Below are 25,162 nucleotides of genomic sequence, written 5' to 3'. Positions count from 1 at the left end.
GCCAGCGTCACGCGTACCTCCCTTCCGACGGTTCCGAAGGTAGGAACGGCGTGTTACGTGGAAAACGGCCAAATGTTTCAGGCGGTTGACATTTCTTCGGCGTCACACGGGGATGCCGGTGAGCATTGACCCAGCGAACTTGCACAGGTCATCAAAGGATTTCACTCACCGCACTGGCGGCGCCACGCAGGCCGTCGAGCGCGGAAGCCGTGGCGCGCGGGTTCAACGCGTGCCCGGCGAGGCGGAAGAGTAACGCGCGCAGCAACAGTTGGGACCACTCGGGCAGATGTGACCACCGGTGAAGCAGTTCGATATCCGCGCCGCCCCAGGAAACCGCGTCCACCACGGCGATCGCGGCCCCCCATTCGGCGGGGCGGTAATACGGGTCGAAATCGACGACGCCGGGTGGTTCGGCACCGTCGAACAGCAGGCTGCCGAAAAGGTCACCAGGCACCACCTGGTCGGGCAGCCGCACTTGCCTTCGCGCCACGGCGAGCACCTCGAACCAGCGCCCGCCCTTGTTCTCGGCGATCGGGATATCGGCCTCTTCCCACGCGATGCGGTCGGCGAGCGCGTTGGCGTCCTTGCGGCGGAAGCCGGGCCGCGGCTCGCCGGTGATGGCCTGGGCCAGCCGCAGCGTGGCCGGGATGATCTCGTCGTACCGGCATTCGGGGGTTCCGCTCAGGTACCGGCTCGCCGCCCAGCCCCCGACGATCCACCGCCCGTCGGTGGCGCGGACCGGGCGGGCGACCCGCACCCCGGCCGCGTCGACCCGCCGCAGCACGCGCGCCAGCCACACCGCCCGGGCGCGGTCGGCCACCGGCTTCAGCACGATCCCGCCGCAACGCCACACGGAACTGCCCGGGAGCCGTTCGGGCTCGGCCTCGACCCCGAAGGCCGCCCGCACACGCTCCGGTGGGCTTTCGGTTCTCGGGCCGGCGGTCACCCGCTGAGATTACCCGCTGATCGGCGAAATCCCGGGAAGGCCGGTTGAGTTTCCGCGCAAGACGGCGACGCGGCGGACCTGGCAGGGTACGCGGCGTGCGTGTGATCCTTCTGCAGCTCGCCGGCGTGTGGGCCGCGGGCTGCTGCGCGGTCCTGGCCGGCTCCTGGACATTCCTCCTCGCCGCGTTTCTCGGCCTGCCGCTGTTCGCGCTGCCCGGCGCGGTGTTGGTGTTCAGCCTGGTCTACCTGGTCGGCATGCTCACCCCGGACGGCGCCCCGCTGTCCGGCCGGCCGTGGCCCCGCGCTGGCTGGGCCGCGATCATCACCGTGCTGGGTTGTGTCGCGAGCGTGCTGGCGTACGCGGTGCTCAACTCGGTGCACGCGGACAACAACGTCGTGCTGAACGTCCTGCTGCTCGCCTTGCCCTTCTCCCTGGTCGCCGCGACGCTGACGGCGAACTGGCTCGCCCGGATCGTCGCCGCCCTCCTGCTCGCCGTCCTGGTCTGGCTCGGCGTCCAGCTACCCGGCGCCGGCTCCTCGTTCACCGCCTTCTGGCACTCCCTCTTCAGCAGCTGAGACGAGCCGAAACGGAGGAAGGTGGATTTGCTACGAAACGTTTCGTAGCAAATCCACCTTCCTCCAAAACCGGTGCCTCAGTACGTGGGCAGGCTCGGGTCGATCTGGCTGGCCCAGGCGAGGACGCCGCCACCGAGGTGCGTGGCGTCGGAGAACCCGGCCCGGTGCAGGGCCGCCAGCGCCTCCGCCGAACGGCCGCCCGACTTGCAGTGCAGCACGATCGGCTTGTCCTGGGGCAGTTCGGCGAGCGCCTCGCCGGAGAGGATCCGGTCCTTCGGGATCAGCTTGGCACCCTTGATGTTGACGATCTCGTACTCGTGCGGCTCGCGAACGTCGATCAGCTCGAAGTCTTCACCGGCGTCGAACTTGGCCTTCAGCTCGGCCGGCGTGATCGTGTGACCGGACGCCGCCTGCTGCGCCTCGTCCGAGACGACACCGCAGAACGCCTCGTAGTCGATCAGCTCGGTGATCTTGGGCGTGTCCGGGTCCTTGCGGATCTTGACCTCGCGGTACCGCATCTCCAGCGCGTCGTAGCTGATCAACCGCCCGAGCAGCGGCTCGCCGATGCCGGTGATCAGCTTGACCGCCTCGGTCACCATGATCGAGCCGATCGACGCGCACAGCACACCCAGCACGCCGCCCTCGGCGCAGGACGGCACCATCCCGGGAGGCGGCGGCTCGGGGTAGAGGTCCCGGTAGTTCAGGCCCCTGCCGTTCGGCGCGTCCTCCCAGAACACGCTGACCTGGCCCTCGAACCGGAAGATCGAGCCCCACACGTAGGGCTTGCCCAGCAGGACCGCGGCGTCGTTGACCAGGTACCGGGTGGCGAAGTTGTCCGTGCCGTCCAGGATCAGGTCGTAATCGCGGAAGACGTCCAGCGCGTTCGCCGAGGTCAGCTGCTCGGTGTGCAGCCGGACGGTGACGAACGGGTTGATCTCGGCGATCGACTCCTTCGCCGACACCGCCTTGAGCTTGCCGACGTCGGACTGCCCGTGGATGACCTGGCGCTGCAGGTTGGACTCGTCGACGACGTCGAAGTCGATCACGCCCAGCGTGCCGACTCCCGCCGCCGCCAGGTACAGCAGCGCCGGGCTGCCCAGACCGCCGGCGCCGATCACCAGCACCTTGGCGTTCTTGAGCCGCTTCTGCCCGTCCATCCCGACATCAGGAATGATCAGATGCCGGCTGTACCGGGCGACCTCTTCCCTGGTGAGCTCCGCGGCAGGCTCCACCAGTGGCGGCAGCGTCCCTGACATCGGTCCTCCATACTCGTCCTCGTGGACTCCAGGGCAAGCCCTCGCTTCCCCACTACCTACAACACACCCGGAACGCGGAGTCTTCCCACCCTTCCCAAATGCCGGGATCAGTTGGGGAGCCGGTCGCCGAGGTTGGGCACCGGCCACGAGTTCGGCCTGCACACCTTGCCGTCGGCCGGCACGGCGTGCTTGTTGTACGGATCGACCGAGTTGAGCTGGGCTACGTAGTTGTTGCTGACCCCGAAGGTCTGCTGCATCATCACCGGCGCCGCCGCGTCGTTGACCTTGCAGCCCTCGTGGCCAAGGCCCAGCGCGTGGCCGACCTCGTGGTTGATCGCATACTGCCGGTATCCCGTCATGTCCGGCCCGAACGCCTTCGCGCCCCGCACCCACCGCGCCAGGTTGATGATCACGCTGTGCTGCGCGGCGCGGAGGTAGCACGAGGTCGGGTACTTGATGCCGTAACCGCACAGGTCCGGCCGGGTGGCGGTGTTCGTGGTGGTGAGGCGGACCCGGAAGTCCGGCGCCGGCCCGCTTCCGTCCACCCGCTGCAGCGATACGTCGCCGGCCCCGGTCCAGCCGCGCGGATCCGACAGGGTGCCCTCGACCGCCGCGGCGAACGCGTCGTCACCGGCGTAACTTCCCGGATCGATCCCGTCCTCGACCTCGACGGTGTAGCGGTAGAAGTGCTTCCCGTTGCCGATCTTCTTGCCGCTGGTCCCGTCCTTGGGCAACGGGATGATGTGCCACGAGCCCTGCCCGGTCTCGGTGAACACACCACCGTCGGGCAGTTCGGCGGTAGGGATGTTCAGGTCGATCGGTGCCGCCTGCTGCTCGGAGACGATGGGGTCGTCACCGCCTGTGCCCACGCCAGCCGCGACCGGCGTGTCGGTAATCGGCTGCGCGGGCTGGCGCGCGGTGTTGAACACGACCACTGCCGTCGCCACGAGGAAGATCGGCAACAGGTACAACCGCCAGCCGAAGGCGGCGCGAAACCCGCGCAGCCCGGAGGGCTTGGGCGGCTTCTTGCGGCCCGGCTTCCGGTCCAGTTCGGGTTCCCACGAGGCGCTCAGCGGCTCCGCGCCGGTGCGCCGGCTTCCCGGCCGGTAACGCTCCTCACTGAGTCGAACAGGACGGCTGTCGCGCGACGATGGTGCGTACTGGGCACGGTGCTCATCTCCTGGCGCATCCTGCGTCACTCGATTCACGCGTTCAGCGTGCCACACGGGAACTGTTATGCGTACAGCGACCGGCAGACCACACAGGGGTTTTTCGTCACCCGAATGGTGTGCCGTTCGCTTTCGCTCCGTAGTAACCCGGCACTACCACTCATTCGTCTCGGCCCGCTCCCACATACCCAAAACGGCCTTCGCGACGATCTCCGGGCGTTCCATCTGCGCCACGTGACCGGTTTTCGGCAACACCAGCAGTCTCCCTCTCGGGAGCGCGGACGCGGTGCGCACCGCCCGGCTCACCGAGATCACCCGATCGTGGGTGCCCCAGATCACCAGCGCCGGCGCGGAGACGTTCGGCGCGACGGCCCACAGCGAAGCCGGTCCGCGGGCGAACCAGGTGCGGAAGATGCCCATCGTGCTGCGGGACATGGCCGGGTTCGCCCAGGCGAAACCGAGCCGGGCGGCGTACTCCTCGGCCACTTCGTCCAGCCGGTGGGCGGGAAACGCGGTGGGGTCGGCGAAACACAGGCGGATCACCTGCTCGGCGCGCTCGCGGGGCGAGCAGGCGGCCAGCCTGCGCCGCGCCCGGCGGCCCACCAGCGGCAGGTAGGCCAGCGCCAGCATCGGGTCGGACAGCCGCCGCGGGTCGGGCCGCCGGTCCGGCATCGCGGGTGAGATCAGCGTCAGCGTGCGGACCAGGTCCGGCCGGCGAGCGGCGAGCAGCAGCGAGATCGCCCCGCCCATGGAGTTGCCGAGCAGGTGCACCCGGCCTTCACCGAGCCGCTCGACGAGCCGGGCGAGGAACTCGGCATAGGCGTCCAGGCTGAAGTCGAAGTCCGGCTGGGGCTCGGAGAACCCGAACCCGGGCAGGTCCACGGCCAGTCCCCGACCGTGCGGCGCGAGCAGGGCGGCGAGGTCCGTCCAGTTGGTGGACGACCCGCCCAGGCCGTGCACGAAGAGCGCCGTGGCGCCGGTCGCGCCGGGAGTGCGACGCAGGTACACCGAAATATCGCCGAATGTCTCGACCTGTCCCGGCCACGGTGGCAATTTCGGATCCAGTGCCGGTAACGGAGTCCTCGACAAAGGCACGTGCGTAATCGGTACCCGCCTGGTCACGGATCTCGGCAGCGTTTCCGTCATTCACCCAGCATGCCTATCCAACCCGGCGCTTGGCGACTCGACGGTACCGGCGAGTAATCTCAAACGGGGCCAACCGGGAGGAAACATGACGGAGATCGCGCCGGCACAACAGCGCGGAGTGCGGCTTCCCCGCACCGAACGACGGGTGCAGCTGCTCGCCGCCGCGCAACGGGTCTTCTCGGAGAACGGGTACCACGCCGCGGCGATGGACGAGATCGCCGAGCAGGCCGGCGTCTCCAAGCCGGTGCTCTACCAGCACTTCCCCGGCAAGCTGGACCTCTACACCGCGCTGCTGGAAAGCCACGTCGACGAGCTCGTCGGCACCGTGCGTGACGCACTGGCCTCCACCACGGACAACAAGCAGCGGGTACAGGCCGCAGTCGGCGCCTTCTTCGATTTCGTCAACGGTGACGCCGGGGCGTACCGCATGATCTTCGAGTCGGACCTGCGTGGTGAGCCCGCCGTGCAGGCCGCCGTGGACCGGGCGACCTCGGCCTGCGTGGACGCGATCACCGACACCATCACCGCGGACGCCGGTCTGGACGAGGACAAGGCCCGGCTGCTGGCGGTCGGCCTGGTCGGGCTCAGCCAGGTCAGCGCCCGCTTCTGGCTGGCCCATCACCGCACCATGAGCCGCGAGGACGCGGTCTCGCTCACCGCGACGCTGGCGTGGCGAGGGATCGGGGCCGGGTTCCCGCTGCAGCACCCGCCGCAAGAACCGGGCGCACCAGGTCACTGAGCCGCCGGGCGACCGAGTACGCGCGTTCGTAGGTCAGCTCGTGGCCGGCGCCCGGATAACAGACGAACTCCGCGTGCGGCAGTTCCGCGGCGATCGCCCTGGCATGTGACAGAGGCGTGAGCCGGTCCCGGTCGCCGGCCATGATCACGGCGGGCTTGTCGCGTAGCGTGGCGAGCGCGGCCCGCCGGTCGTGCTGCGACATCGAGTCCCGGAAGCCGGCGACGCTGTTGGGATGGGCCCGCAGGACCTGTCGGCTCATCGCCCGCACGTCGGCCCGCGCGGCCCGGTCGCCGAACGCCAGCCAGCGCAGCGCCGGACCAGCCAGTGCCGGGGGCAGCGGAATGGAGTCCTTCCCGTAGCGGGCAAGCCTCCGTCCGAGTGCCTTGTCGACGCGCGCCGCCGCCCGGCCGGCGGCTCCGCCGAGGCCGAGAGTGACGCGGTCCAGGTCGGCGCACGAGGTGGCGATGAAGGCCACCCCCGCGACACGTTCGGCCACCAGTTCGGGATGCCGCTCGGCCAACGCCATCACGGTCATCCCGCCCATCGAGTGCCCGGCCAGCACCAACTGCCCAGCCGGCACCGCCGCGGCGACCAGCTCGGCGAGGTCGTCGGCGAGTTGGGCCACCGTCGCCGTGCCTCCAGTCGCGGGCGCGGAGCCGCCGTGTCCGCGATGGTCGTAGCGGAGCACCCGCGCCTCACGCGGCAGCCAGGGCAGGATCGGGTCCCACTCGGTGTGGTCCTGGGTCCAGGCGTGCACCAGCACCAGGGTGGCCGGCGCGTCCCGCGGCCCGGTGCCGCGCACCAGCAGCCCGGTTCCGTCCCGGGTGACGAATTCGTGTGCGATCAACGGTCGGCCAGCAGGAAGGACCGGCGCCACCAGTGCGTCCCGGGTGCCCCGACCAGGCCCGCCTCGGACAGGAAAGCCATGATCCGCGCCCCCGCCCAGCGCAGGCTCTCCTGGTAGTGCGGGTTGGCCAGCGCCACCCGCCTGGCCTGCACCGGGTCGAGGCCGACGGCCCGGTAGACCCGCGGATTGATCAGGGTCCGGGTGATCCAGAAACTGACCACGGCCAGCAGCCATCGCTGGTACCACAGCTCGGTCCGGGAAAGCTCGGGCACCCGGCGCGTGACCTCTTCGCGCGCGAAGGCGACGTGCCGGGCCTCTTCCAGCACGTGGATGCGGTTGACCATGCGGACCAGGGGCTGCACGTTCTCGTCGGCCATGCTCTCCCGCTGCAGGCGGTCCAGGATCTCCTCCGCGACCAGGATCGACCCGTAGAGCGCTGGCCCGTAACCGATGACCGGCAGCAGCCGGCCGAGCCGGCGCACGATGCGGACCGGGCCGTAGGCCGGGGCCCCGGTCCGCTCCACGTAGCGGGCGAACATGACGGAGTGACGGCATTCGTCGGCGATCTCGGTGAGCGCGTACTGCACGTGCCGGGTGGTCGGGTCGGCGTGATAGATCTCCTTGAGCAGCATCCGCATCAGCAGCAGTTCGAAGAAGATGCCGTTGCTGGCAATGCTGGCCACCTCGTGCTTGCCGAGTTCGAGCCGTTGCTCCGGAGTCAACCGGTCCCACAGTTCGGTGCCGTAGAGCGAGCAGCGTTTCTCGAGTGCGAACGGCTTGTCCTCCGGGATGGGCGCCGCCCAGTCGATGTCCACCTCGGGGTCGTAGAACCTGGTTGCCGACGACTTCAGCAGGCGATCCGCGACCTTCTCCCGCGCCGAATCCGTGCGCCTCATCCACGCCTCCGAATTCATGTTACTTCTGGTAACAGTTACCTCTGGTAGCATCCAGCTTGTGACGGACCGTGTCAAGCACGAAAAGGCCGAGAAGGCCGAGAAGACGCTGTCCACCGGTGACGCGCGCCGGGACCGGTGGCGCAAGCACCGGGTCGCCCGGCGAGCGGAGTTCGTCGAGGCCGCGCTGCGGGCGCTGGACGAGCACGGCCCCGACCTCGCCATGGAGGACGTGGCGGCCGCCGCGGGAGTGACGAAACCCGTGCTGTACCGGCATTTCGAGGACAAGGCCGACCTCTACCTCGCGCTGGGCCAGCGGGGTACGGAGCTGTTGTTCTCCCGGCTCGTCCCCGCGATCAAGGCCGAGCTCGCGCCGGTTCCGCGGATCCGGACCGCGCTCAACGCCTTCTTCTCCGTCATCGAGGAGCACCCGAACCTCTACCGCCTGCTCGCGCGCGGCGGCACCGGCAGCAAACCCGTCGACGCGGACGTCGTGGCCGAGGACAAGGAGGTCATCGCCACCACGCTGACCGCGCTCCTTGGCGACTACATGCGCATGTTCGGCATGGACTCCGGCGCGGCCGAGCCGTGGGCCTACGGGATCGTCGGGATGGTGCAGAACACCGGCGAATGGTGGCTGGACCGGCGCTCGATGAGCCGGGACAGTGTCGTCGAGTACCTGACCCAGCTCATCTGGGCGGCGATCGACGGCCTGGCCCGTCAGCACGGGGTGGTGATCGACCCGAACCTGCCGATGGAAGCGAGGAAGGTCGTGCAACTGCGGCATGGAGGTACGGCGTGATCGACAATGACGGAGTCCCGATCGCGCGGGCCGACCGGGTGCGGGTGTCCCGCGAGACACCGGGGTACGGCGTGCTCGATGACGGTGACGACGGCTACCTCGGCCCGGCGACGCTGGTGGTCGGCGACGCCGCGTTCGAGGTGGAAGTCGAGCTACGCGGGGTGTTCCAGCCGATCGACGGGCATTACCACTGGTACGGCCGGATCACGGCGAACGAGGCGCTCGAGCAGGCGCTCGGCGGCCGGAAACACGTGGGCGAACTACGCACCCCGGAAGGCTCGGCGCGCGGCGAGATCTGCGATCCCGACCCGTGGGGCCGCTACCGCATCGTCGGCACCAGCACGCCGCCCTTCTCCCTACCGGCCCGTCCGGCCGGTCTGGAACCGTAGCAAGGGGCGTTTACTACGGACTATCCGTAGTAAACGCCCCTTGCTCCAATTCGGCTGGTCAGGCGCCGACGGCGAAGCCGACCTTCCGCGCGTCCGACGGCGCGATCTCGACGTACGCGATGCGGTCGGCGGGGATGAGGAACTTGCGGCCCTTGTCGTCGGTGAGGCGGAACACGCCGTCGTCGGTCTTCAAGGCGTCGGAGACCAGCGTCTCGACCTCCTCAGCCGACTGGCCACTGGACACCACCAACTCACGGGGGGTGTCCTTGATGCCGATCTTGACCTCCACGTGTGACCTCCGCCTTCTACCAAAAGCTCGTCCGAACTAAGCCTAGCTGCCGCGCGGAGCGCGGCCTTGAGGGTGGTGGGGCTAGCCCAGGCCGAGCTTCTGCATCCGCTTGGTGTGCCCCTGCTGCAACCGCCGGAGCAGCGCCGCGATTCCCGAAAGATCGCCGGAACCGGACACGATCAGCTCGGCCAGCCCGTCCCGCTCGGCGGCCACGTACTGCGCCTGGGTCAGCCCTTCGCCGAGCAGCCGGCGTCCCCACAGGGCCAGCCGGTCCCGCGTCTTCGGGTCGGCCTTGATGGCCGCCGCGACCTCCCGCTCGGCGAAGGCCGAATGCCCGGTGTCGGCGAGCACGGTGCGCACCAGCTCCGCCGTCTCCGCGTCCAGCCAGGTGGCCACCTCGCGGTAGAAGTCGGCCGCCAGCCCGTCCCAGACGTATGCCTTGACCAGCGACTCCAGCCAGGACTTCGGCGCGGTCGAAGCATGGTAGTCGTCGAACCGCGAGACGAAGGGCGCCATCGCGTCCTCGACCGCCACCCCGTGCCCGGCCAGGAACTGGGCCAGCAGGTGGTAGTGGCCGATCTCGGCGGCGGCCATCGAGGCCAGCGAAGCCCGGCCGGTCAGGGTGGGGGCGCTGCGGGCGTCCTCGGCTAGCCGATCGAAGGCCGACAACTCGCCGTAGGCGATCACGCCGACCAGGTCCACCACGCCTTCGCTGATCTGTTGTGTCACGGCCGTGAGCGTAGCCCGGACCGTGGAACAGGCGCGCGAGCGCGAGGCGACGGCCGCCACGGCCACCTGGCCCGGAGCTGAAGAGAGAGAAATCCCTCACAGACACACCGGGCCCGAAACACCGGGACCCCGAGGCGACTGGGTACAATCCATGGTGTATTGACCGAAGCTATCGCGATCACAGCAGGGCGCCTACCTCGGATAACGCCCCTGTAAGCCGATAGTGTGAATGGCTAGTCCCATCGCCGTTCACGGAACACACAGTGTGCGTGCACGCCTTTTGAGCGGCATTCCCGCGGGTCCAAGGGATCGAGCGGTCGAGTGCCGGAGGACGACCAGGCCGTGCGCGCTGGTATGAGAGAGGCGATCACCCTGACCGCAAGCACTTCCCACAACCGAACAGACACCGGGCCCGCCGCCCTCGAACACGCCGAATGCGGCCAGCCGGACACCGACACTTCCCACCCACTGCAGGCCGCCGCCCAGACGGAGCCGGAGAACCCCACTTTCGCCGAGTTCGGCGTGCGCCCCGAGATCGTGCGTGCGCTCACCGAGGCCGGTATCGAACGCACCTTCGACATTCAAGCACTCACCCTGCCGCTGGCCCTGGGCGGCGAGGACCTGATCGGACAGGCCCGCACCGGCATGGGCAAGACCCTCGGCTTCGGCGTCCCGCTGCTGCAGCGGCTCGTCACGCCGGGCGACGGCACGCCGCAGGCCCTCATCGTGGTGCCGACGCGCGAGCTGTGCCTGCAGGTCACCCACGACCTCACCGACGCGGGCAAGCACCTGGGCGTGCGCACCCTCGCCATCTACGGCGGGCGACCCTACGAGCAGCAGATCAGCGCCCTGCGCAAGGGGGTCGACGTCGTGATCGGCACGCCGGGGCGCCTGCTGGACCTGGCCGAGCAGCGGCACCTGGTGCTGGGCAAGGTCCGCGGGCTCGTGCTCGACGAAGCCGACGAGATGCTCGACCTCGGCTTCCTGCCCGACATCGAGCGCATCCTGCGAATGGTGCCCGACCAGCGTCAGACGATGTTGTTCTCGGCGACGATGCCCGGCCCGATCATCACGCTGGCCAGGACCTTCCTCAACCGGCCCACGCACATCCGGGCCGAGGAGAACGACGCGGGCGCGGTGCACGAGCGCACCACCCAGTTCGTCTACCGGGCCCACTCGCTGGACAAGCCGGAGCTGGTCGCCCGCATCCTGCAGGCGGAAGGCCGCGGCCTGACCATGATCTTCGCGCGCACCAAGCGCACCGCGCAGAACACCGCCGACGACCTGGCCGGCCGCGGGTTCGCCGTCGCCGCGGTGCACGGGGACCTCGGCCAGGGCGCGCGGGAGCAGGCGCTGCGCGCGTTCCGCTCCGGCAAGATCGATGTGCTGGTCGCCACCGACGTCGCTTCGCGCGGCATCGACGTGGACGACGTCACGCACGTCATCAACTACCAGATGCCGGAGGACGACCAGGCCTACGTGCACCGCATCGGCCGCACCGGGCGCGCCGGGAAGACCGGGGTCGCGATCACCCTCGTCGACTGGGACGAGGAAGCGCGCTGGAAGGTCATCTCCGACACGCTGCGCCTGGGCATCCCGGAACCGGTCGAGACCTACTCCACGTCGAAGCACCTGTTCAGCGACCTGAACATCCCCGCCGACGCGAGTGGCCGGCTTCCGCTGAGCAAGCGCACCCGCGCCGGGCTGGCCGCCGAGCCGGAGGAGAAGCTGGGCCGCAAACGCCGGTCGGACACCCCCAGCCGCAACCGCAAGCGCCGCCGCACCCGGGGCGGCATCGACGCTGCGGCCGCGACCGAGGCCACCGAAAGCACCGCAAAGACGAAGACGGCCCCCTCCGCGGAGCGCGAGGGCACGGACCACACCGAGCGACCGGCCCGGCGCCGCCGGCGCCGCCGGTTGGGGACGGGCAACACGGCTGATACGCCGGCTTCGGCAGACTGAGCGGATACTCGGGTCGCGCGGCGGCGGTAGCCGTCCGCGCGGCCACCTTCGCCGAAACACGAGCCGACTACCGGGAGCGGAAGAGTCAGTGAGCGAGCCCGTTGACCGTGAGCCTGCAGGTGGACGGCACCACAAGCCCTTCGACGACACGGCGGACGTGCCCGTCATCGGGTCGGAAGACGTGCTGGCCGCTCCGGTCAACTCGTACTCGGGACCGCCTTCGGCTCCCCGGCCTCCCGCCCGTCGCTCCCCCTGGAACCGCCCCCGCGATCGTGTCGTCGCGGCGCTGATCCTGGTGGCCGCGCTGACCGGAGGACTGCTGATCTGGGCGGGTAGCGAAAGCCGGTCGACGATCTCGCAGACGGCCCAGAAGGGCCAGCCGTTGCCCCCCGCGCCCGATGCGGTGCCCGGCTCACTCACCGAGCTGTGGCGGGCGCCTGACGGAGCGGTTCCGGTTCCGGTCGCGGGTGAAACCACGGTGGTGACCGCCTCGGGCGGCGACGTGCTCGGCCGCGATCCGCTCACCGGCGCGGTGCGCTGGCAGTACTCGCGTGACCTGCAGCTGTGCACGGCGAGCCGGGCGTGGACGCACGTGCTCGCGGTGTTCCGCAAGGACGGCCTCAACAACGAAAGCGGTTGCAGCGAGGTCGTCGAGCTCGACCCGGACACCGGGCATCGAACGGCGCAGCGCACCGGCAGCGCACAGTTGGGCACCAGGCTGGTGAGCGACGGGGCATACGTGACCGCCTACGGTCCCACACTGCTCAACACCTGGCGTGACGACCTGGTGGAAACCGTTGAATACGGCCGGGTCCCGGCTCTGGTCAACCCCGGCAAGCAGCCGCGGACCGGCTGCTCGTATGGCTCGGTGGCGGCCGCCGCCGGCCAGGTCGGCGTGCTCGAACGCTGCCCGCGCGACCAGGGCGACCGGATCACCGTGCTCCAGGCCGTCCCGAAGGACTCCGACCAGCCGGAAGTCTCCTACAGCCAGGTGCTGCCGGGAACCTCGGCGCAGCTGGTGGCCATGTCCGGCGACAACGCGGCGGTGGCCATGCCGGCCCAGCGGCTGCTCCTGATCTACGGCCCGGACGGCAGCCAGATCGCGGCGTACCCGCTCGACCTGCCCGCCGCCGACCTCGCGCGGGACCCGGCCGGGGGCGTGGCCAGCACCTCCGTCACGTCGTCCAACGTGTACTGGTTCACCGGCTCGAAGTTGATGGCCCTGTCCAGGGACACCCTGACGCCGCTGTGGACGCTCGGCTCCGCGCTCGGGCCGGGTGTGATGTTCGATCATCAGCTCGTGGTGCCCATCCAGGGCGGCCTGGCCGTGCTCAACGAGCAGAACGGTTCGACCATTCGCACCATCGGCCTGGACCGGCACGGCTACACCGGGCCGGTGCGCCTCACCGCCGTCGGCCCCGTGCTGCTGGAACAGCGGGGGGACACCGTGGTCGCCCTGCGCTGACCATCGCCCAGCTCACCCGGCATTCCGCCGTCTGCCAGAGCAGTTCGAGTCGCCCGGCCCCGAGGACCAGTGGGCCTACCTGCCCGCCGCTACTCGGCAAGATCGTCGCGGCACTGCTGGAACTGGTTGCCACAGAAGGAAAAACACCGGAGCGTGAGGCAGGGACGGCTGCACCGGGTCGGCGTGGAAGCTGGCCCAGCAGCGGCCGAGCTGACACGACGTCAGCCGGAGTGCAGTCCGCTTCGGACACCGACCACAGTCGGCGTCACGGCCACCACCAGAAGAACGCGAGCACGAACGCGACATCGGCCACGATGACGACGCCCGCCGCCCTGGCAAGCTTCCCGTCTCGACGATCGGCCACTCGTTGCGCGGCGAGGGCGAGGATCGCGGCGAGGGGATGCCCGATCAGCGGCACCGCTCCCGGCCCGGGGGCGCCGAGGAACGCCGAGACCAGGCCGGACCCGAGCACGAGGAGCGCGAGGGCGGCCAGGCCGGCGGCCAGCGAACCGGTGAGACCGCGCCACCGGCGGCCGAATCGGGTGCGTACGGGCCGGGCCGCTACCCCCAGGGACTCGAGTTCTTCGGTGCTCACCCTTCTCCTCCGCGAGTTCGCGCGCGACCCCGGGCCTGTCGGCGGCGCGCTCCCTGGCCGGTCTGGGAGCCGCGCCCTGACACAGGGTTACTCACGGCGCCAGCAGCTCCCATGACCTGGCCGGCGGCGCGGCCTGTTGCCCCTCCATACAACTCGGTCGGAAGTCACACCAGGAACACCGGGCGGACGTACGCGCGGGAAACAGAGCCTCCGGGTCACCACCTTCGGCCAGGCTGTCCGTCGCGGTGCGAAGATCCTCGGCGGTCTCCTCCGCGCGAACCAGGTGCCTGCGCAGGCCGGCCTCGGTGTGCTCGGCCGCAGCGATCGTGCCGGTCGGTAGATGGTGCAGTTCGACCCGGTGGCACGGGCGGCGCAAGGTGCGTTCGGCGGCGACCGCGTATATCGCGAGTGCCTGCGACGCCCTGACCTCCGCTTCGTCCGGCGGACGGCGCCCGGTCTTGTAGTCCACGATCACCAGCTCCGGCCCGCGCTCGTCGATACGGTCGGCCCGGCCCTCGACGATCAGTGACGCCGGACGTCCGGGTTGCGGGCTGACCGGCGCGGACACCCACCGCTCCAGCCCGACGGGCGTTTCCGACACGTCGTTGTGCTCGACGTATTCGCTGACCCAGGACTGCGCGCGCTCGCGATAAACGGCCGCCTGCCGGGAGTCGGCGAAGCCCCCGTCCTGCCAATGCTCGTTCACCAGCGCCGCGGCCCTGGCCGGCGTGCGTTTGGCCGGCGGCAGCTCGAACAGCGCGCGCAGTGCGTTGTGCACCACCGCGCCGAGCGTGCTGTGCGCCCAGGGGCCGGTGCGCGCCGGGGGTGGCCGGTCGACGTAGGCCATCCGGTAGCGCCGCGGGCAGTCGTCAAAGGTGGCCAGCCGCGCAGGAGTGACCTTCGTCAGCTTGCGCGGCTGAACAGCGAACTCGAAGCCCAGTTGCTCCACGACACCACCGTACGCACCGCCACCGACACTTTAAGCTCCCCCCGGGTTTTGCCCACCGCGCAATCGTGATGAATGAATATTTGCTACGGATAGCCCGGAGGTGCACAACGAGCCGCGTGGTCCGGACAAGGCGCACAATCGCGCCCTGGACGCGCCACGACGTTCGTCCGTAGCGTCGTGACCATGCTGGATGACGCGGCTCACATCGCCCCAGAACATCACCTGGTCCGCTACTCCGGACGCGGCACCTTCAGCCCCGGGATCATCGCACGAGCCGAGGGCAGCTCGGTGTTCACCGAAGACGGGCGGGAACTCCTCGACTTCACTTCGGGGCAGATGAGCGCGATCCTCGGCCACGCGCACCCGGCGATCGTCGCGACCGTCCGCGAGCAGGTCGGCCGGCTCGACCACCTCTACAGCGGCATGCTGAGCCGCCCGGTCCTGGACCTCGCCCGGCGGCTCACCGGGACGCTGCCGGAGCCGCTGCAGAAGGTCATGTTCCTGACCACCGGGGCCGAGGCGAACGAGGCCGCGCTGCGGATGGCCAAGCTCGTCACCGGCCGGCACGAGGTCGTCTCGTTCGCCCGGTCGTGGCATGGCATGACCCAGGCCGCCGCGAACGCCACCTACAGCGCCGGGCGAGCCGGATACGGACCCGCTGCCCCCGGCAACTTCGCCCTGCCGGTCCCTGACCGGTTCCGGCCCGGCATCGTCGACGCCGACGGGAACCTGGACTGGCGCCGGCAGCTCGATCTCGGCTTCGAGCTGATCGACGCCCAGTCGGTCGGCAGCCTGGCGGCCTGCCTGATCGAGCCGGTGTTGAGTTCCGGCGGTGTCATCGAACTTCCCCTGGGCTATCTGGCCGCGCTGCGAGACAAGTGCCATGAGCGAGGGATGCTGCTGATCCTGGACGAGGCCCAGACCGGCCTGTGCCGCACCGGTGACTGGTATGCCTTCGAGCACGACGGCGTCGTCCCGGACATCCTCACCTTGTCCAAGACACTCGGCGCCGGGCTGCCCTCGCGGCCGTGCTGACCAGCGCAGAGATCGAGCAGGAGGCCCACGACCGCGGGTTTCTGTTCTTCACCACGCACGTCAACGACCCGCTCCCGGCCGCTGTCGGCAACACCGTTCTGGACGTGCTGACCCACAACCGCCTCGACCTACGTGCCCGCACGCTCGGTGAACGGCTGCGCGGCGGGCTGGACGAGCTCGCCACGCGGCACCCGGTGATCGGCGACGTCCGCGGGCGCGGGCTGCTGGTAGGGCTGGAACTGACCGAGGAGCGCGAGCAGTGCGTCGGGGACACCGACAAACTCGGTGCCGCCGTCACCCGACGCTGCGCCGAGCTCGGCCTGCACATGAACATCGTGCAGTTGCCCGGGATGGGCGGAACGTTCCGCATCGCCCCACCACTGACCGCCACCGACGCCGAGATCGACCGCGGCCTGGCGATCCTCGATACCGCCCTGAGCGAGGTGACGAGCCGATACCCGACTCCAGCGTGTTCTGCTCTCCCGGCTACCGCGCCGGTCAGGTCGTAGCCAGTGCGGAACGTGGATGCACGTCAGCGGACCTGGAAGTTGGCCATCATCGCCATGTCCTCGTGCTCGAGGTTGTGGCAGTGGAAGACGTACTTGCCGCGGTAGCCGTCGAACCGGATGAGGACCGTGACCTGGTCGCCGCTCGCCAGGTCGACGGTGTCCTTCCAGCCGGAGGCGTACCGGTTGCCGTCCTGCACCTGAAACGGCGCCAGGTGGATGTGGATGGGGTGGGACACGTTCTGCGCCCGCAGGGTCCATCGTTCGACCGTGCCAAGTGCCGGCTCGGCCCAGAGGTGTTCGGGGCTGAACACCTCGCCGTTGACCGTCCACGGTGTCATGCCGTGGTGCTGGGCGCCGTTGCGGGCGAAGGTGAACGTCCGCTCGGTCGCAGCCTCCGATATGGACAGTGGTTCGACATCCGCCAGCTTCGCCGGGATACGGCTGTCCTCTGTTGCCGTGCGGGCGACGACGAAGCGCATCACGCTGGCAGTACCGCCGGTGCCGAGTTCGTTCACCAGCGTCACCTGCTGGCCGACGCGGTAGGCGGAGAAGTCGATCACGACGTCGAACCGTTCGGCCTGCGCGACCTGCAGTCGATCGTGCTGGACGGGCGCGGCGAGCAGTCCTTGGTCGCTACCGATCTGGACGAAGGCGGGTCCCTGCGGTGGGGCGGGGTCGAGCGCGAGGCGGTAGCGGCGCGCGTTGGAGGCGTTGAGGATGCGGAACCGGTAGCGGGTGTTCGTGACTTCCAGGGCGGGCCAGGGCGCACCGTTGACGAGGATGCAGTCGCCGAGGACACCACTGACGAAGTCACTGGTGACGCCGGGCTGCCGTAGCGTGGGGTCGGCCGCTGGGTAGGCGAACGAGCCGTCGGCGGCGAAGGACCGGTCAGTGATCATGAGCGGCACTTCGCGTTCGCCCTTCGGCAGTGGCAGCGCGTCTTCCTCGTCATCACGGATCAGGTGGAACCCCGCGAGTCCTTTGTAGACCTGTGGGCCGGTGAAGTCCATCCGGTGGTCGTGGTACCACAACGTGGCGGCGGGCTGGGCATGCGGATACACGTAGTCCCGTGCGGTGCCCGGCTCGACGAGGTCGGTGGGGTAGCCGTCGTGTTCGGGCGGCGTCCGGCCGCCGTGCAGGTGCACCACGACCGGGACGTCGAGCGCGTTGCGGTGGCGCACCACGATCTTCCGGTCCCGCCGCGACTCGATGGTCGGGCCGGGAAAGATCCCGTCGTAACCCCACACCTGCGTCTTCAATCCCGGCAGGATCTCCGACTCGCCGAGGCGCTGGGTGATCTCGTAGTAGTCGGTGCCGGCGTCGGTGCGTACCGGCTGTAGTACCGGCGGCACCGGCAGCGGCACGGTGAACGGCGCTGGGAGCCGTGCGGCGCTACGCGACAACCCGCCGGCGCTGGACTCGGTCTCCGCATTGGCGCCACCGCTGGGAATCACCCCGGAACAGGCCCCGGCGAGCGGAGCCAGCATGATTCCGCCCGCGGTCATCCGAAGCAGATTCCGGCGCGAAAGCGTCATTGTTCCTTACCCCCACGGTTGCGGTACCTGTTATCGACGACGACCGCGAGCACCGCACCGAGCGCAGCCAGGACCTGCGGCCCGAAACCGATCACGAACGTCCACGGCGCCTGCACCGACCCACTGCTCGCGACAATTCTTCCGACCAGCTCACTGAAGACCAGAAACCCCACCGCAAGGCCGAGGAAAAGGCCGAGAATGGCGACCCCCAAAGTTCTCATGGCCGCCGAGGTTAGCCAGGAACGGGCGGTGTTGTATTCCCTCCAGTGTCGTCACCCAGGGTCGACCACGAGCGACATTCGGGGTCAACACGGGTCGATTGCGGCGCGTCGTTCCCGCTACCTATTCTCGGCCGGTGGACGAGGAACACGGCGGCCACCGCCGGGTGTTGATCGACGCCGCGCTCGGGGCGAGCACGTCCGCGGTCGTGGCCGTGGCGATCGCGATGGATCTCGGCGGCTCCCGGACGCCCGACTACGTGGCGTACCTGTTCGCCGCCGGCCTGGGCGCGCTGATGTTCGTACGCCGCAAGTTCCCGGTACTGGCGCTGATGGCGACGGCGGCCGGGCTGCTCGCCTACTACGCCGCGGATTACCCGCCGGTGGGGCTGGCCCTGCCGGTCGCCGCCGCGTTGTACTCGGCGGCGGAGGCGGGCCAGGTCGGGGTCGCCGCCGCGACCGGGACCGCCTTGGTGCTGGTGAGCACGTTCTTCCGGCTGCGTGAGGGCGACAACCCGAGCTACCTGCTCGGCTTCGAGACGGCCTCGACCATCGGCCTGATGCTGAGCGCGATCGCGCTCGGCACGACGGTCCGCGCGACTCGCGTGCTCCGCTTGGAGAAACAGCGCACCGCGCGGCAGGCCGCGACCGAGCGGGAGTGGGAGGCCCAGCGGAGGGTCGAGGAGGAACGGCTGAGAATCGCGCGGGACCTGCACGACGCGCTGGGCCACACCATCGCGGTGGTCTCGGTGCAGACCAGCGTCGCCACGGAGGCCCTCGACGACGATCCGGAGGCAGCGCGCGCGGCGCTGGCCACGATCCGGCTAGCCAGCGACGAGGCGGTCCGCGAACTGCGCACCACACTCGGGTTGCTGACCGGCTCGGGCGAGGCCGAGGGCCGCAGCCCGGCCGGCAGCCTGCGGAACCTGGACACCCTGGTGGCGGCTACCACCGATACCGGGCTGACGGTGGACGTGCGCACCGAGGGCACACCCGTGCCGCTGCCCGTGGTCGTGGACACCACCGCGTACCGAATCGTGCAGGAGTCGCTGACCAACTGCCTGCGGCATGCGCGGGCGAGCAAGGCCGAGGTGCTGTTGCGCTACGAGCCTGACCGGCTCGAGGTCAGCGTCGCCGATGACGGCGTGGGCGCCGCGGAGCCACGTGGCGGCCGTGGCCTCGTCGGCATGCGCGAGCGCGCCGCGTTGCTGGGTGGCAAGGTGGTGATCAACGCGCGACCGCGGTCCGGGTTCCGGGTCGACGCTTCGTTGCCGATGGAGGTGGGATGCTCCGCGTCGTGCTCGTCGACGACCAGCAGTTGATGCGTGCCGGACTGAGTGCGCTGCTGGAACGGGCCGAGGACATCACTGTGGTCGGTGAGGCCGGCGACGGCGCGGCGGGGGTGGCGCTGGCGGTGGCCGAGCGGCCGGACGTGGTGCTGATGGACATCCGCATGCCCGGCGTCGACGGGATCGAGGCGACCCGGCGGATCGTGGCCGACCAGCGGCTGCGCGGCACCCGGGTAGTCGTGCTCACCACGTTCGACACCGACGAGCACATCTTCGACGCGATCCGTGCCGGCGCATCGGGTTTCCTGTTGAAGAACACCGAGCCCGGCGAGCTCCGGGCGGCGGTGCGCACGGTCGCCGGCGGCGAGGCGCTGCTGTCCCCGTCGGTCACCCGGCGCGTGATGGCCGCCCTCGCGACCAGCCCGCAGCCGCCGGATCCGGGCCGGCTGGACCGCCTCACCGAGCGTGAACGCGAACTGCTGGCCGAGATCGCCGCCGGCCGGTCCAACGACGAGATCGCCGAACGGCTGTTCCTCAGCCCCGCCACCGCACGCACGTACGTCAGCCGCCTGCTGACCAAATTGGACGCTCGTGATCGGGCGCAGTTGGTGCACATCGCGTACGAGACCGGGCTGGTGCGACCGGGCGAAGGCTGAGGCGGTTCAGCTCGCGGCCACGGGGGTGCGCCGGGTGGGCGGCGTCGGCGTGGCCTGGCGCCGCCGCGTGACCAGCCTTATCGCCAACACCACGGTCGACAACAGTGGCAAGGGAAAGCCCAGCACGGTACCGGCCGCCAGGTCGGTCAGCGGCGCCCACACCGAGCCCGCGAACACCCAGGCCGGCGCGCTCGGCGGTTTGCCGGTGGCCGAGAACGGAGTCCGCCGCCACGGCTTGGTCACCGACAGCCATGCCTGGAAGGCGATCGCGCCCGCCATGAAGGCAGTTCCGGCGATCTGTAGCCCCGTAGCCGGATTCTCCTCCCCGGCGCGGGCCGCATCCTCCGCGGCCTGGAGCGCCGGGGACAGCAGGAAGATTCCGAGGTTGAGCTGGACGATGGTGATGACGAACTTGGCCAGAACCCACCAGCTCCGGAAGAAACCCCACGGTGTTGCGGCGGCGAGCAGGAACCCGGTCAACGCGGAGGCGTTCGCCGACGGCGCGAGTAGGTGAAGATCCAACTGGTGTGCCATGGACATCGCGCTGACCCGCACAGCCGGATCGTCGCTGGCGCCCGCGGTCACCATCAGCGTGACGAGAGTCACCGCCAGCGTCATCCAGCCCACCGAAGTGAGGATGTGCAGCCATACCGCCGACTGCCGCCACCGATTCGCCCTGCTCATACGCTTCGTGCTCTCCATATCCGGCTTGTTGCGACCACACGAAAGCGTAGGCAGCAGGAGCGCCTTCGCCTTCCTGCTTCAAGCGACAACCGGCGTCAACATGGAGCGACGTCGAACGGGCCGAGCCGTATCCGTAGCAAACACGCCTTGCTCCACAAACCCGGAGCCGGGCGGATGATCATCAACCTTCGACGAGCGTGATCGATGCCTCCCGGAGCCTCAACCAACCGCGATCGGCTGTCCGGATGCCTTCGCGACCAGCGCTTCGAACGCTTCGGGATCGGTGGTGTTCGCGCCGATCGGAATGGTCTTGTTGGTGCCGTGATAATCGCTCGACCCGGTCTGCACCAAGCCGAGCTCACGAGCGAGCACCCGCAGTTCCGCGCGGGTGGCCTCGTCGTGGTTGGGATGATCGACCTCGACACCGGCCAGCCCGCGCTCGGCCAGCGCCGCGATGTTCTCGGCCGAGATGACCCGGCCGCGGCTGCGCGCGAACGGGTGGGCGACCACGGTCACCCCGCCCGCGTCGGCGATCATGTCGATCGCGGTCTCGACCGGCGTGTCCTGCCGTGACAGGTAGTAACCACGACCATTGCTCAGGTACTCGGCGAATGCTTCGTCCACAGTGGCCACCAGGCCGGCCCGGACCAACGCCTGCGCCAGGTGCGGCCGCCCGGCCGGCGAATCCGCGGGCAGCCGGCCGAGCACCTCGTCGGCGTCGATGGGCAGCCCGTCGGCGGCCATCCGCTCCGCCATCGCGCGCAACCGGTCCCGGCGCTCACGCCGAAGTCGCTGCTGCTCGGCGACCAGGGCGGGCGCGGCCGGATCGAACAGGTACGCCAGCAGGTGCACGCTGATCGGGCGGCCCGAGTCGGATGTGCTCACGCAGGACAGTTCGGCACCGGGGATGAGGGTGAGCCCGGCGGGCAGGGCCTCGATCGCCCCGGCCCAGCCCGCGGTGGTGTCGTGATCGGTGAGCGCGATCACGTCCAGCCCCGCGGCGGCCGCGACGGCCACCAGTTCCGCCGGCGTGTCCGTGCCATCCGACATGGTCGAGTGGGTGTGCAGGTCGATGCGCATCCCGCCCATTCTTACCGAACCCGGGGCAGCACCGGCCGGTGGCACTCCGGCCGCCTGCGGCGGTGCCCGGGTTTCCGGCTGGTCAGCCGACCATCTTCTTCCCTTGGGCCCGGCGTTGTGCCTTGATCATCGAGAACCGCTCGGCCTGCTTCGCCTTGTCGCCGAAGACCAGTTCGGAGATGGTGTCGTAGAACTCCTCGGGCCGGGGCAGGAAGTCGATCCGGTTGAGCGCCTGGATCTGCCCGGCCGACTCGACGATGACCGTGCCGTAGCCGAATATCCGGCCCGAGGCGCTGCGCTGGTAGGTGAGGTCGGTGACCTTGCTGAGCGGCATCATGGCCACCTTGGTGGTGATCACGCCGGTGGTCAGCACGAACCGTTTGTCCGTCACCACAAGGCGCTCCACCCACCATTCGATGACCTTGTAGGCGTAGACCAGTACGACCAGCAGCGCGGCGTACCAGAGCACGTTCTGCACGAGCCAGAGCGAACTGGGCAACAGGTAGGACACCATCACGCAGATCGCGAGCAGACAGATCGCCTCGATGGTGTCCCAGGCCAGCACCGCCCAGTGCCGCCGGATGCGAATGACCCGACGCTCGGTGTCGAGTAGGTACTCGTCGGGATCGCGAGGGGCGAACATGGGCGACGCCGCTTAGCTGAACACGTTGCTGACGAAGGTGATCACGGCCTCTGCCGAGCTACGCAGGAAGTCGAGGACGTTCGTGACCAGGTTCGCCGCGGAACCTGGCTGGGCGATCACGAAGAACAAGACCAACGCGATACCCAGGAGTCCGGCTAGCTTCTTCGCGTTCACAACGATCAATCCCGTCTCTTGCTCCGGCATCGGTCTAGCAAGGTCACCAGTTATGTTGTACCGCACCGAGGTCCAACGCGGGAGGGAAGTCCCGCGCTTGGGTCAGTGCCCGCGCGCGATCATACCGCATGACTACTCTCTGTGTACACGTCGCGGAACAAGATCAGCTTCTGATGCGTGGCGCACGGCTGGTGATCGGCGGGATAGTCTCGGCTGGTGCAGGCGAGTGACCGGCTCTTGGTGCGGTGTGTGGGTGGCATCACTTTCGACGACACCGGGCGCCTGCTGCTGATCCAGCGCGGCCACGACCCCGGGCGTGGGCTCTGGTCCATACCAGGCGGCCGAGTGGAAAGGGGCGAAACGGACCACGCGGCCGTAGTGCGCGAGCTGTGGGAGGAAACCGGCCTCGACGTGGTCCCCGGCGAACTTGCCGGCATGGTCGTACGTGGCCGGTACGAGATCTACGACTACCTGTGCGAGGTCCGCGGCGGGCGGCTGCGACCCGGCGACGACGCGGCCGACGCACGCTGGGTCGACGCCGCCGTCTTCGCGCGCCTCGACCTCACCGAGGGACTCGCCGACACCCTCCGCGCCTGGGGCCGGCTCCCCTCCCGGTAGTGGAGCAAGGTGGATTTGCTACGAAACAACTGAAGGTACGGACGTCCCCTGGGCGGCCAACCCGCGGTTGGCTCGGAGCCCGGACCGAGCCGTCCCCGGGAGCGTGTGACTATCCGTAGTAAACCCACCTTCCTCCAAAACCAGCGCGTTTTCATGGCGGAGCCGGTTGCGGTGAGGCACCGGCAGGTAAACCACGTCAGTCCCTAGGAGGCGAGCCAGGTCATGCGGTGGCCGTAGCGGGAGGTATGGGCCATGGCGACCGCGTCGGCGATGCCGTCGCGCCACCTGACCAACCCGAGTGTGCACGCACCAGCCGCACCCCAGAACGCCAACTCGTCGCGGCCCGGCAGGACGTACGACAGCGCCACCTCGTAGGGCTCGTCGGTGACCCACCACAGCGGGCGGTCGGCGGCCAGTTTGGCCAGGCCGGAAACGAAGTCGGCCCGCCGTTCCTCCGCGATGTGACCCAGGACCCGGCAGGTCACCACCACCAGCGGCACGTCCTGGGGCACCCGTGCGGCGACCGCGGCGAGATCGTCCACCGCGTCCCCGGTGACCAGTTCCGGCGGGTCCTTGCGCTGGGCTGCCGCGGCCGTGCGCAGCATCCGGATGCGATCGAGCTGGTCGGCCCACACGCACGCCTCGAGCCAGGCCAGCTCGTCCTCGTCGGACGCGTCGATCAGCGTCGGGTCCAGACCCAGTTTCGCGCTCACGGTGATCTTCTTCGGCAGCTTGGGGAGCGCCGCACCCGGACCGAGGTCCAGCGCGCAGTGCAACCCGACCGCGGCCTTGGCCGGTCCGGCCACGATCTGCTCGCCACCGTCGCACTGGTAGTGGTAGCCGAACCGGTCCAGGCCGAGCAGCAATCCCGCGCCGCACCCGACCTCGAGCAGCGCGATCTTGCCGCCCGCCTCCTTGGCGGCCATGGCGACCGCGGGGTACAGCCCGGTCGCCCGGCCGACCTCGTTGTTCACGATCTCGCGCGTCGAGATCAGCTCTCGTACCCGGTCGGCGCGGGCGAGCAGGAACTCGCGGAAGGTGGGCCAGGTGCCGTCGTCGACGCCGTCGAAGCCGCCCAGTGACGGGTAGTAGCGCGACAGCGGGTGAATCGGATCGGCCTGGACCAACCGGTGTGCCGCGGCGAACAGAAGGGCCGGATCGTCGCCCGGCGCCAGCAAGCCGGCCACGTCGGCGTCCTCCGCGGCCCGCTCGGCCAGGTGCTCGTACAGCGGCGACGTGCCGGCCGCTCCGGCCGCGAAGTCTCGCAGGCCCTGCTTCACTTCTTCCAGGGGCATGCGCCCACCTCCCGCATCACTGCCGCCGCCCCGGACTGCCTACTCGTGCGGCACTGGACGACCTGGTTGCTCACCACCACGCGCCTGCCCGTAGGACTGCCTGGGCACCAGCACCTTGCGGCGGAACACGCACACTATCGTGCCGTCCTGTTTGTATCCGCGCGTCTCCACGTACACCACGCCACGGTCGTCTTTCGACTTCGACGGGGTCTTTTCCAGCACCTCGGTCTCACCGTAGATCGTATCCCCGTGAAACGTCGGCTTGACGTGCCGTAGCGACTCGACCTCGAGGTTGGCGATCGCCTGGCCCGAAACGTCGGCCACGGACATGCCCAGCAGCAGCGAGTACACGTAGTTCCCGACCACCACGTTCCGGCCGAAGTCGGTGGTCTCTCCAGCGTAGTGCGCATCCAGGTGCAGCGGATGGTGGTTCATCGTGAGCAGGCAGAACAGGTGATCGTCGTACTCGGTCACCGTCTTGCCCGGCCAGTGCCGGTACACCGCACCGACCTCGAACTCCTCGAAATACCGCCCGAACTGCACTCCGACCTCCCTGCGGGTAACACCACACCGACCTGAAGCGACATTCACCGATGTCGAGGAGTACCCTCGGTGATCGGTGGCGGCGCGTCAACGGCGCCGGTCGAACGTCGGCCCAAGGAGGTGAGGAACGCA

27 protein-coding genes and 1 pseudogene are annotated in these 25,162 nt (G+C 69.5%); 10 read left to right on the top strand and 18 right to left on the bottom strand.

Features of this window, described 5'->3' with window-relative positions; translation table 11 throughout:
* Positions 1-151: 151 nt before the first annotated feature.
* On the bottom strand, positions 152-946 hold the full coding sequence (locus tag A3CU_RS0110370) for a TIGR02569 family protein (RefSeq protein WP_084143189.1): 795 nt from the start codon (positions 944-946) through the stop codon (positions 152-154).
* 95 nt (positions 947-1,041) lie between these two features.
* Between A3CU_RS0110370 and A3CU_RS0110365 the strand changes: the two genes are divergently transcribed.
* On the top strand, positions 1,042-1,521 hold the full coding sequence (locus tag A3CU_RS0110365; protein ID WP_027942224.1) for a hypothetical protein: 480 nt from the start codon (positions 1,042-1,044) through the stop codon (positions 1,519-1,521).
* Positions 1,522-1,598: 77 nt separating this feature from the next.
* On the opposite strand, the gene moeZ is transcribed toward A3CU_RS0110365, so the two are convergent.
* The 3 genes from moeZ to A3CU_RS0110350 form a co-directional block, all read right to left on the bottom strand.
* Positions 1,599-2,777: an adenylyltransferase/sulfurtransferase MoeZ gene (gene moeZ, locus A3CU_RS0110360; protein WP_027942223.1), complete on the bottom strand. Its 1,179-nt coding sequence runs from the start codon at positions 2,775-2,777 to the stop codon at positions 1,599-1,601.
* Positions 2,778-2,884: 107 nt separating this feature from the next.
* Positions 2,885-3,985 (bottom strand): DUF3152 domain-containing protein, encoded by a 1,101-nt coding sequence (locus A3CU_RS0110355; RefSeq protein ID WP_027942222.1) that lies wholly within the window; start codon positions 3,983-3,985, stop codon positions 2,885-2,887.
* Positions 3,986-4,099: 114 nt separating this feature from the next.
* On the bottom strand, positions 4,100-5,092 hold the full coding sequence (locus A3CU_RS0110350) for an alpha/beta fold hydrolase (protein WP_027942221.1): 993 nt from the start codon (positions 5,090-5,092) through the stop codon (positions 4,100-4,102).
* Between the two features lie 85 nt (positions 5,093-5,177).
* On the opposite strand from A3CU_RS0110350, the gene A3CU_RS0110345 reads away from it, so the two are divergent.
* The gene (locus tag A3CU_RS0110345; RefSeq protein WP_027942220.1) at positions 5,178-5,831 is read left to right on the top strand and encodes a TetR/AcrR family transcriptional regulator; all 654 of its coding nucleotides are present in this window, start codon (positions 5,178-5,180) and stop codon (positions 5,829-5,831) included.
* Here the strand turns inward: A3CU_RS0110345 and A3CU_RS44290 are convergent.
* Positions 5,746-6,678 carry an alpha/beta fold hydrolase gene (locus tag A3CU_RS44290; protein WP_063628810.1) on the bottom strand — a complete coding sequence of 311 codons (933 nt, stop codon included), beginning with the start codon at positions 6,676-6,678 and terminating at the stop codon, positions 5,746-5,748. The two genes, A3CU_RS0110345 and A3CU_RS44290, sit on opposite strands and share 86 nt — an antisense overlap.
* Positions 6,675-7,574: an AurF N-oxygenase family protein gene (locus A3CU_RS52300; protein WP_027942219.1), complete on the bottom strand. Its 900-nt coding sequence runs from the start codon at positions 7,572-7,574 to the stop codon at positions 6,675-6,677. The genes A3CU_RS44290 and A3CU_RS52300 overlap by 4 nt, the downstream gene beginning before the upstream one ends.
* Before the next feature lie 49 nt (positions 7,575-7,623).
* On the opposite strand from A3CU_RS52300, the gene A3CU_RS0110330 reads away from it, so the two are divergent.
* Positions 7,624-8,373 carry a TetR/AcrR family transcriptional regulator gene (locus tag A3CU_RS0110330; RefSeq protein WP_027942218.1) on the top strand — a complete coding sequence of 250 codons (750 nt, stop codon included), beginning with the start codon at positions 7,624-7,626 and terminating at the stop codon, positions 8,371-8,373.
* Positions 8,374-8,444: 71 nt separating this feature from the next.
* Positions 8,445-8,762, top strand: a complete 318-nt coding sequence (locus tag A3CU_RS0110325; protein ID WP_027942217.1) for a DUF4873 domain-containing protein — start codon at positions 8,445-8,447, stop codon at positions 8,760-8,762.
* A 58-nt stretch (positions 8,763-8,820) separates the two neighbouring features.
* Here A3CU_RS0110325 and A3CU_RS0110320 read toward each other — a convergent pair whose 3' ends face one another.
* Complete coding sequence (locus A3CU_RS0110320) at positions 8,821-9,051, bottom strand: DUF3107 domain-containing protein (RefSeq protein ID WP_027942216.1); 231 nt, start codon at positions 9,049-9,051, stop codon at positions 8,821-8,823.
* Between the two features lie 81 nt (positions 9,052-9,132).
* Positions 9,133-9,780: a ferritin-like fold-containing protein gene (locus A3CU_RS0110315; protein WP_027942215.1), complete on the bottom strand. Its 648-nt coding sequence runs from the start codon at positions 9,778-9,780 to the stop codon at positions 9,133-9,135.
* Between the two features lie 354 nt (positions 9,781-10,134).
* Here A3CU_RS0110315 and A3CU_RS0110310 point away from each other — a divergent pair, with 354 nt between their 5' ends.
* Together A3CU_RS0110310 and A3CU_RS0110305 are read left to right on the top strand one after the other, a co-directional pair.
* A complete protein-coding gene (locus A3CU_RS0110310; protein ID WP_084143198.1) occupies positions 10,135-11,742 on the top strand; it encodes a DEAD/DEAH box helicase in 1,608 nt (535 codons plus the stop codon).
* Between the two features lie 88 nt (positions 11,743-11,830).
* On the top strand, positions 11,831-13,207 hold the full coding sequence (locus A3CU_RS0110305; protein ID WP_027942213.1) for an Rv3212 family protein: 1,377 nt from the start codon (positions 11,831-11,833) through the stop codon (positions 13,205-13,207).
* 265 nt (positions 13,208-13,472) lie between these two features.
* Here A3CU_RS0110305 and A3CU_RS0110300 read toward each other — a convergent pair whose 3' ends face one another.
* Positions 13,473-13,802 carry a hypothetical protein gene (locus tag A3CU_RS0110300; RefSeq protein WP_027942212.1) on the bottom strand — a complete coding sequence of 110 codons (330 nt, stop codon included), beginning with the start codon at positions 13,800-13,802 and terminating at the stop codon, positions 13,473-13,475.
* A gap of 91 nt (positions 13,803-13,893) precedes the next feature.
* Positions 13,894-14,751, bottom strand: coding sequence for a RecB family exonuclease (locus A3CU_RS0110295; protein ID WP_027942211.1), 858 nt, complete (start codon positions 14,749-14,751; stop codon positions 13,894-13,896).
* Positions 14,752-14,934: 183 nt separating this feature from the next.
* On the opposite strand from A3CU_RS0110295, the pseudogene A3CU_RS44285 reads away from it, so the two are divergent.
* Positions 14,935-16,295 (top strand): annotated as a pseudogene (locus tag A3CU_RS44285) (aspartate aminotransferase family protein).
* Between the two features lie 23 nt (positions 16,296-16,318).
* Here the strand turns inward: A3CU_RS44285 and A3CU_RS0110285 are convergent.
* Positions 16,319-17,830: a multicopper oxidase family protein gene (locus A3CU_RS0110285; RefSeq protein WP_027942210.1), complete on the bottom strand. Its 1,512-nt coding sequence runs from the start codon at positions 17,828-17,830 to the stop codon at positions 16,319-16,321.
* Positions 17,827-18,051 (bottom strand): DUF5957 family protein, encoded by a 225-nt coding sequence (locus tag A3CU_RS0110280; RefSeq protein ID WP_027942209.1) that lies wholly within the window; start codon positions 18,049-18,051, stop codon positions 17,827-17,829. The genes A3CU_RS0110285 and A3CU_RS0110280 overlap by 4 nt, the downstream gene beginning before the upstream one ends.
* Positions 18,052-18,185: 134 nt before the next feature.
* Between A3CU_RS0110280 and A3CU_RS0110275 the strand changes: the two genes are divergently transcribed.
* Positions 18,186-19,370: a sensor histidine kinase gene (locus tag A3CU_RS0110275; RefSeq protein ID WP_027942208.1), complete on the top strand. Its 1,185-nt coding sequence runs from the start codon at positions 18,186-18,188 to the stop codon at positions 19,368-19,370.
* Positions 19,334-19,993, top strand: coding sequence for a response regulator (locus A3CU_RS0110270; RefSeq protein WP_027942207.1), 660 nt, complete (start codon positions 19,334-19,336; stop codon positions 19,991-19,993). Before A3CU_RS0110275 ends, A3CU_RS0110270 begins: the two co-directional genes overlap by 37 nt.
* Before the next feature lie 6 nt (positions 19,994-19,999).
* Here the strand turns inward: A3CU_RS0110270 and A3CU_RS44280 are convergent, their stop codons facing one another.
* The 4 genes from A3CU_RS44280 to A3CU_RS44275 form a co-directional block, all read right to left on the bottom strand.
* Entirely contained in the window at positions 20,000-20,677 is a 678-nt protein-coding gene (locus tag A3CU_RS44280) for a DUF2269 family protein (protein WP_043840874.1), read from the bottom strand.
* Between the two features lie 219 nt (positions 20,678-20,896).
* On the bottom strand, positions 20,897-21,766 hold the full coding sequence (locus A3CU_RS0110260) for a PHP domain-containing protein (RefSeq protein WP_027942206.1): 870 nt from the start codon (positions 21,764-21,766) through the stop codon (positions 20,897-20,899).
* 73 nt (positions 21,767-21,839) lie between these two features.
* Positions 21,840-22,400, bottom strand: coding sequence for a PH domain-containing protein (locus tag A3CU_RS0110255; protein ID WP_027942205.1), 561 nt, complete (start codon positions 22,398-22,400; stop codon positions 21,840-21,842).
* 12 nt (positions 22,401-22,412) lie between these two features.
* A complete protein-coding gene (locus A3CU_RS44275; RefSeq protein WP_043840873.1) occupies positions 22,413-22,604 on the bottom strand; it encodes a hypothetical protein in 192 nt (63 codons plus the stop codon).
* Between the two features lie 210 nt (positions 22,605-22,814).
* On the opposite strand from A3CU_RS44275, the gene A3CU_RS0110245 reads away from it, so the two are divergent.
* A complete protein-coding gene (locus A3CU_RS0110245; protein ID WP_245616991.1) occupies positions 22,815-23,192 on the top strand; it encodes an NUDIX hydrolase in 378 nt (125 codons plus the stop codon).
* Positions 23,193-23,395: 203 nt separating this feature from the next.
* On the opposite strand, the gene A3CU_RS0110240 is transcribed toward A3CU_RS0110245, so the two are convergent.
* Both A3CU_RS0110240 and A3CU_RS0110235 read right to left on the bottom strand, forming a co-directional pair.
* On the bottom strand, positions 23,396-24,487 hold the full coding sequence (locus A3CU_RS0110240) for a DUF2332 domain-containing protein (RefSeq protein ID WP_027942203.1): 1,092 nt from the start codon (positions 24,485-24,487) through the stop codon (positions 23,396-23,398).
* A gap of 39 nt (positions 24,488-24,526) precedes the next feature.
* Positions 24,527-25,030, bottom strand: a complete 504-nt coding sequence (locus A3CU_RS0110235; protein WP_027942202.1) for a MaoC family dehydratase — start codon at positions 25,028-25,030, stop codon at positions 24,527-24,529.
* Positions 25,031-25,162: the final 132 nt, after the last annotated feature.

The sequence above is a fragment of the Amycolatopsis taiwanensis DSM 45107 genome, from assembly GCF_000519205.1.
GTDB lineage: Bacteria > Actinomycetota > Actinomycetes > Mycobacteriales > Pseudonocardiaceae > Amycolatopsis_E > Amycolatopsis_E taiwanensis.
The sequence above is the reverse complement of the archived record's forward strand: the minus strand, read 5'-3'. Positions and strand labels throughout refer to the sequence as shown.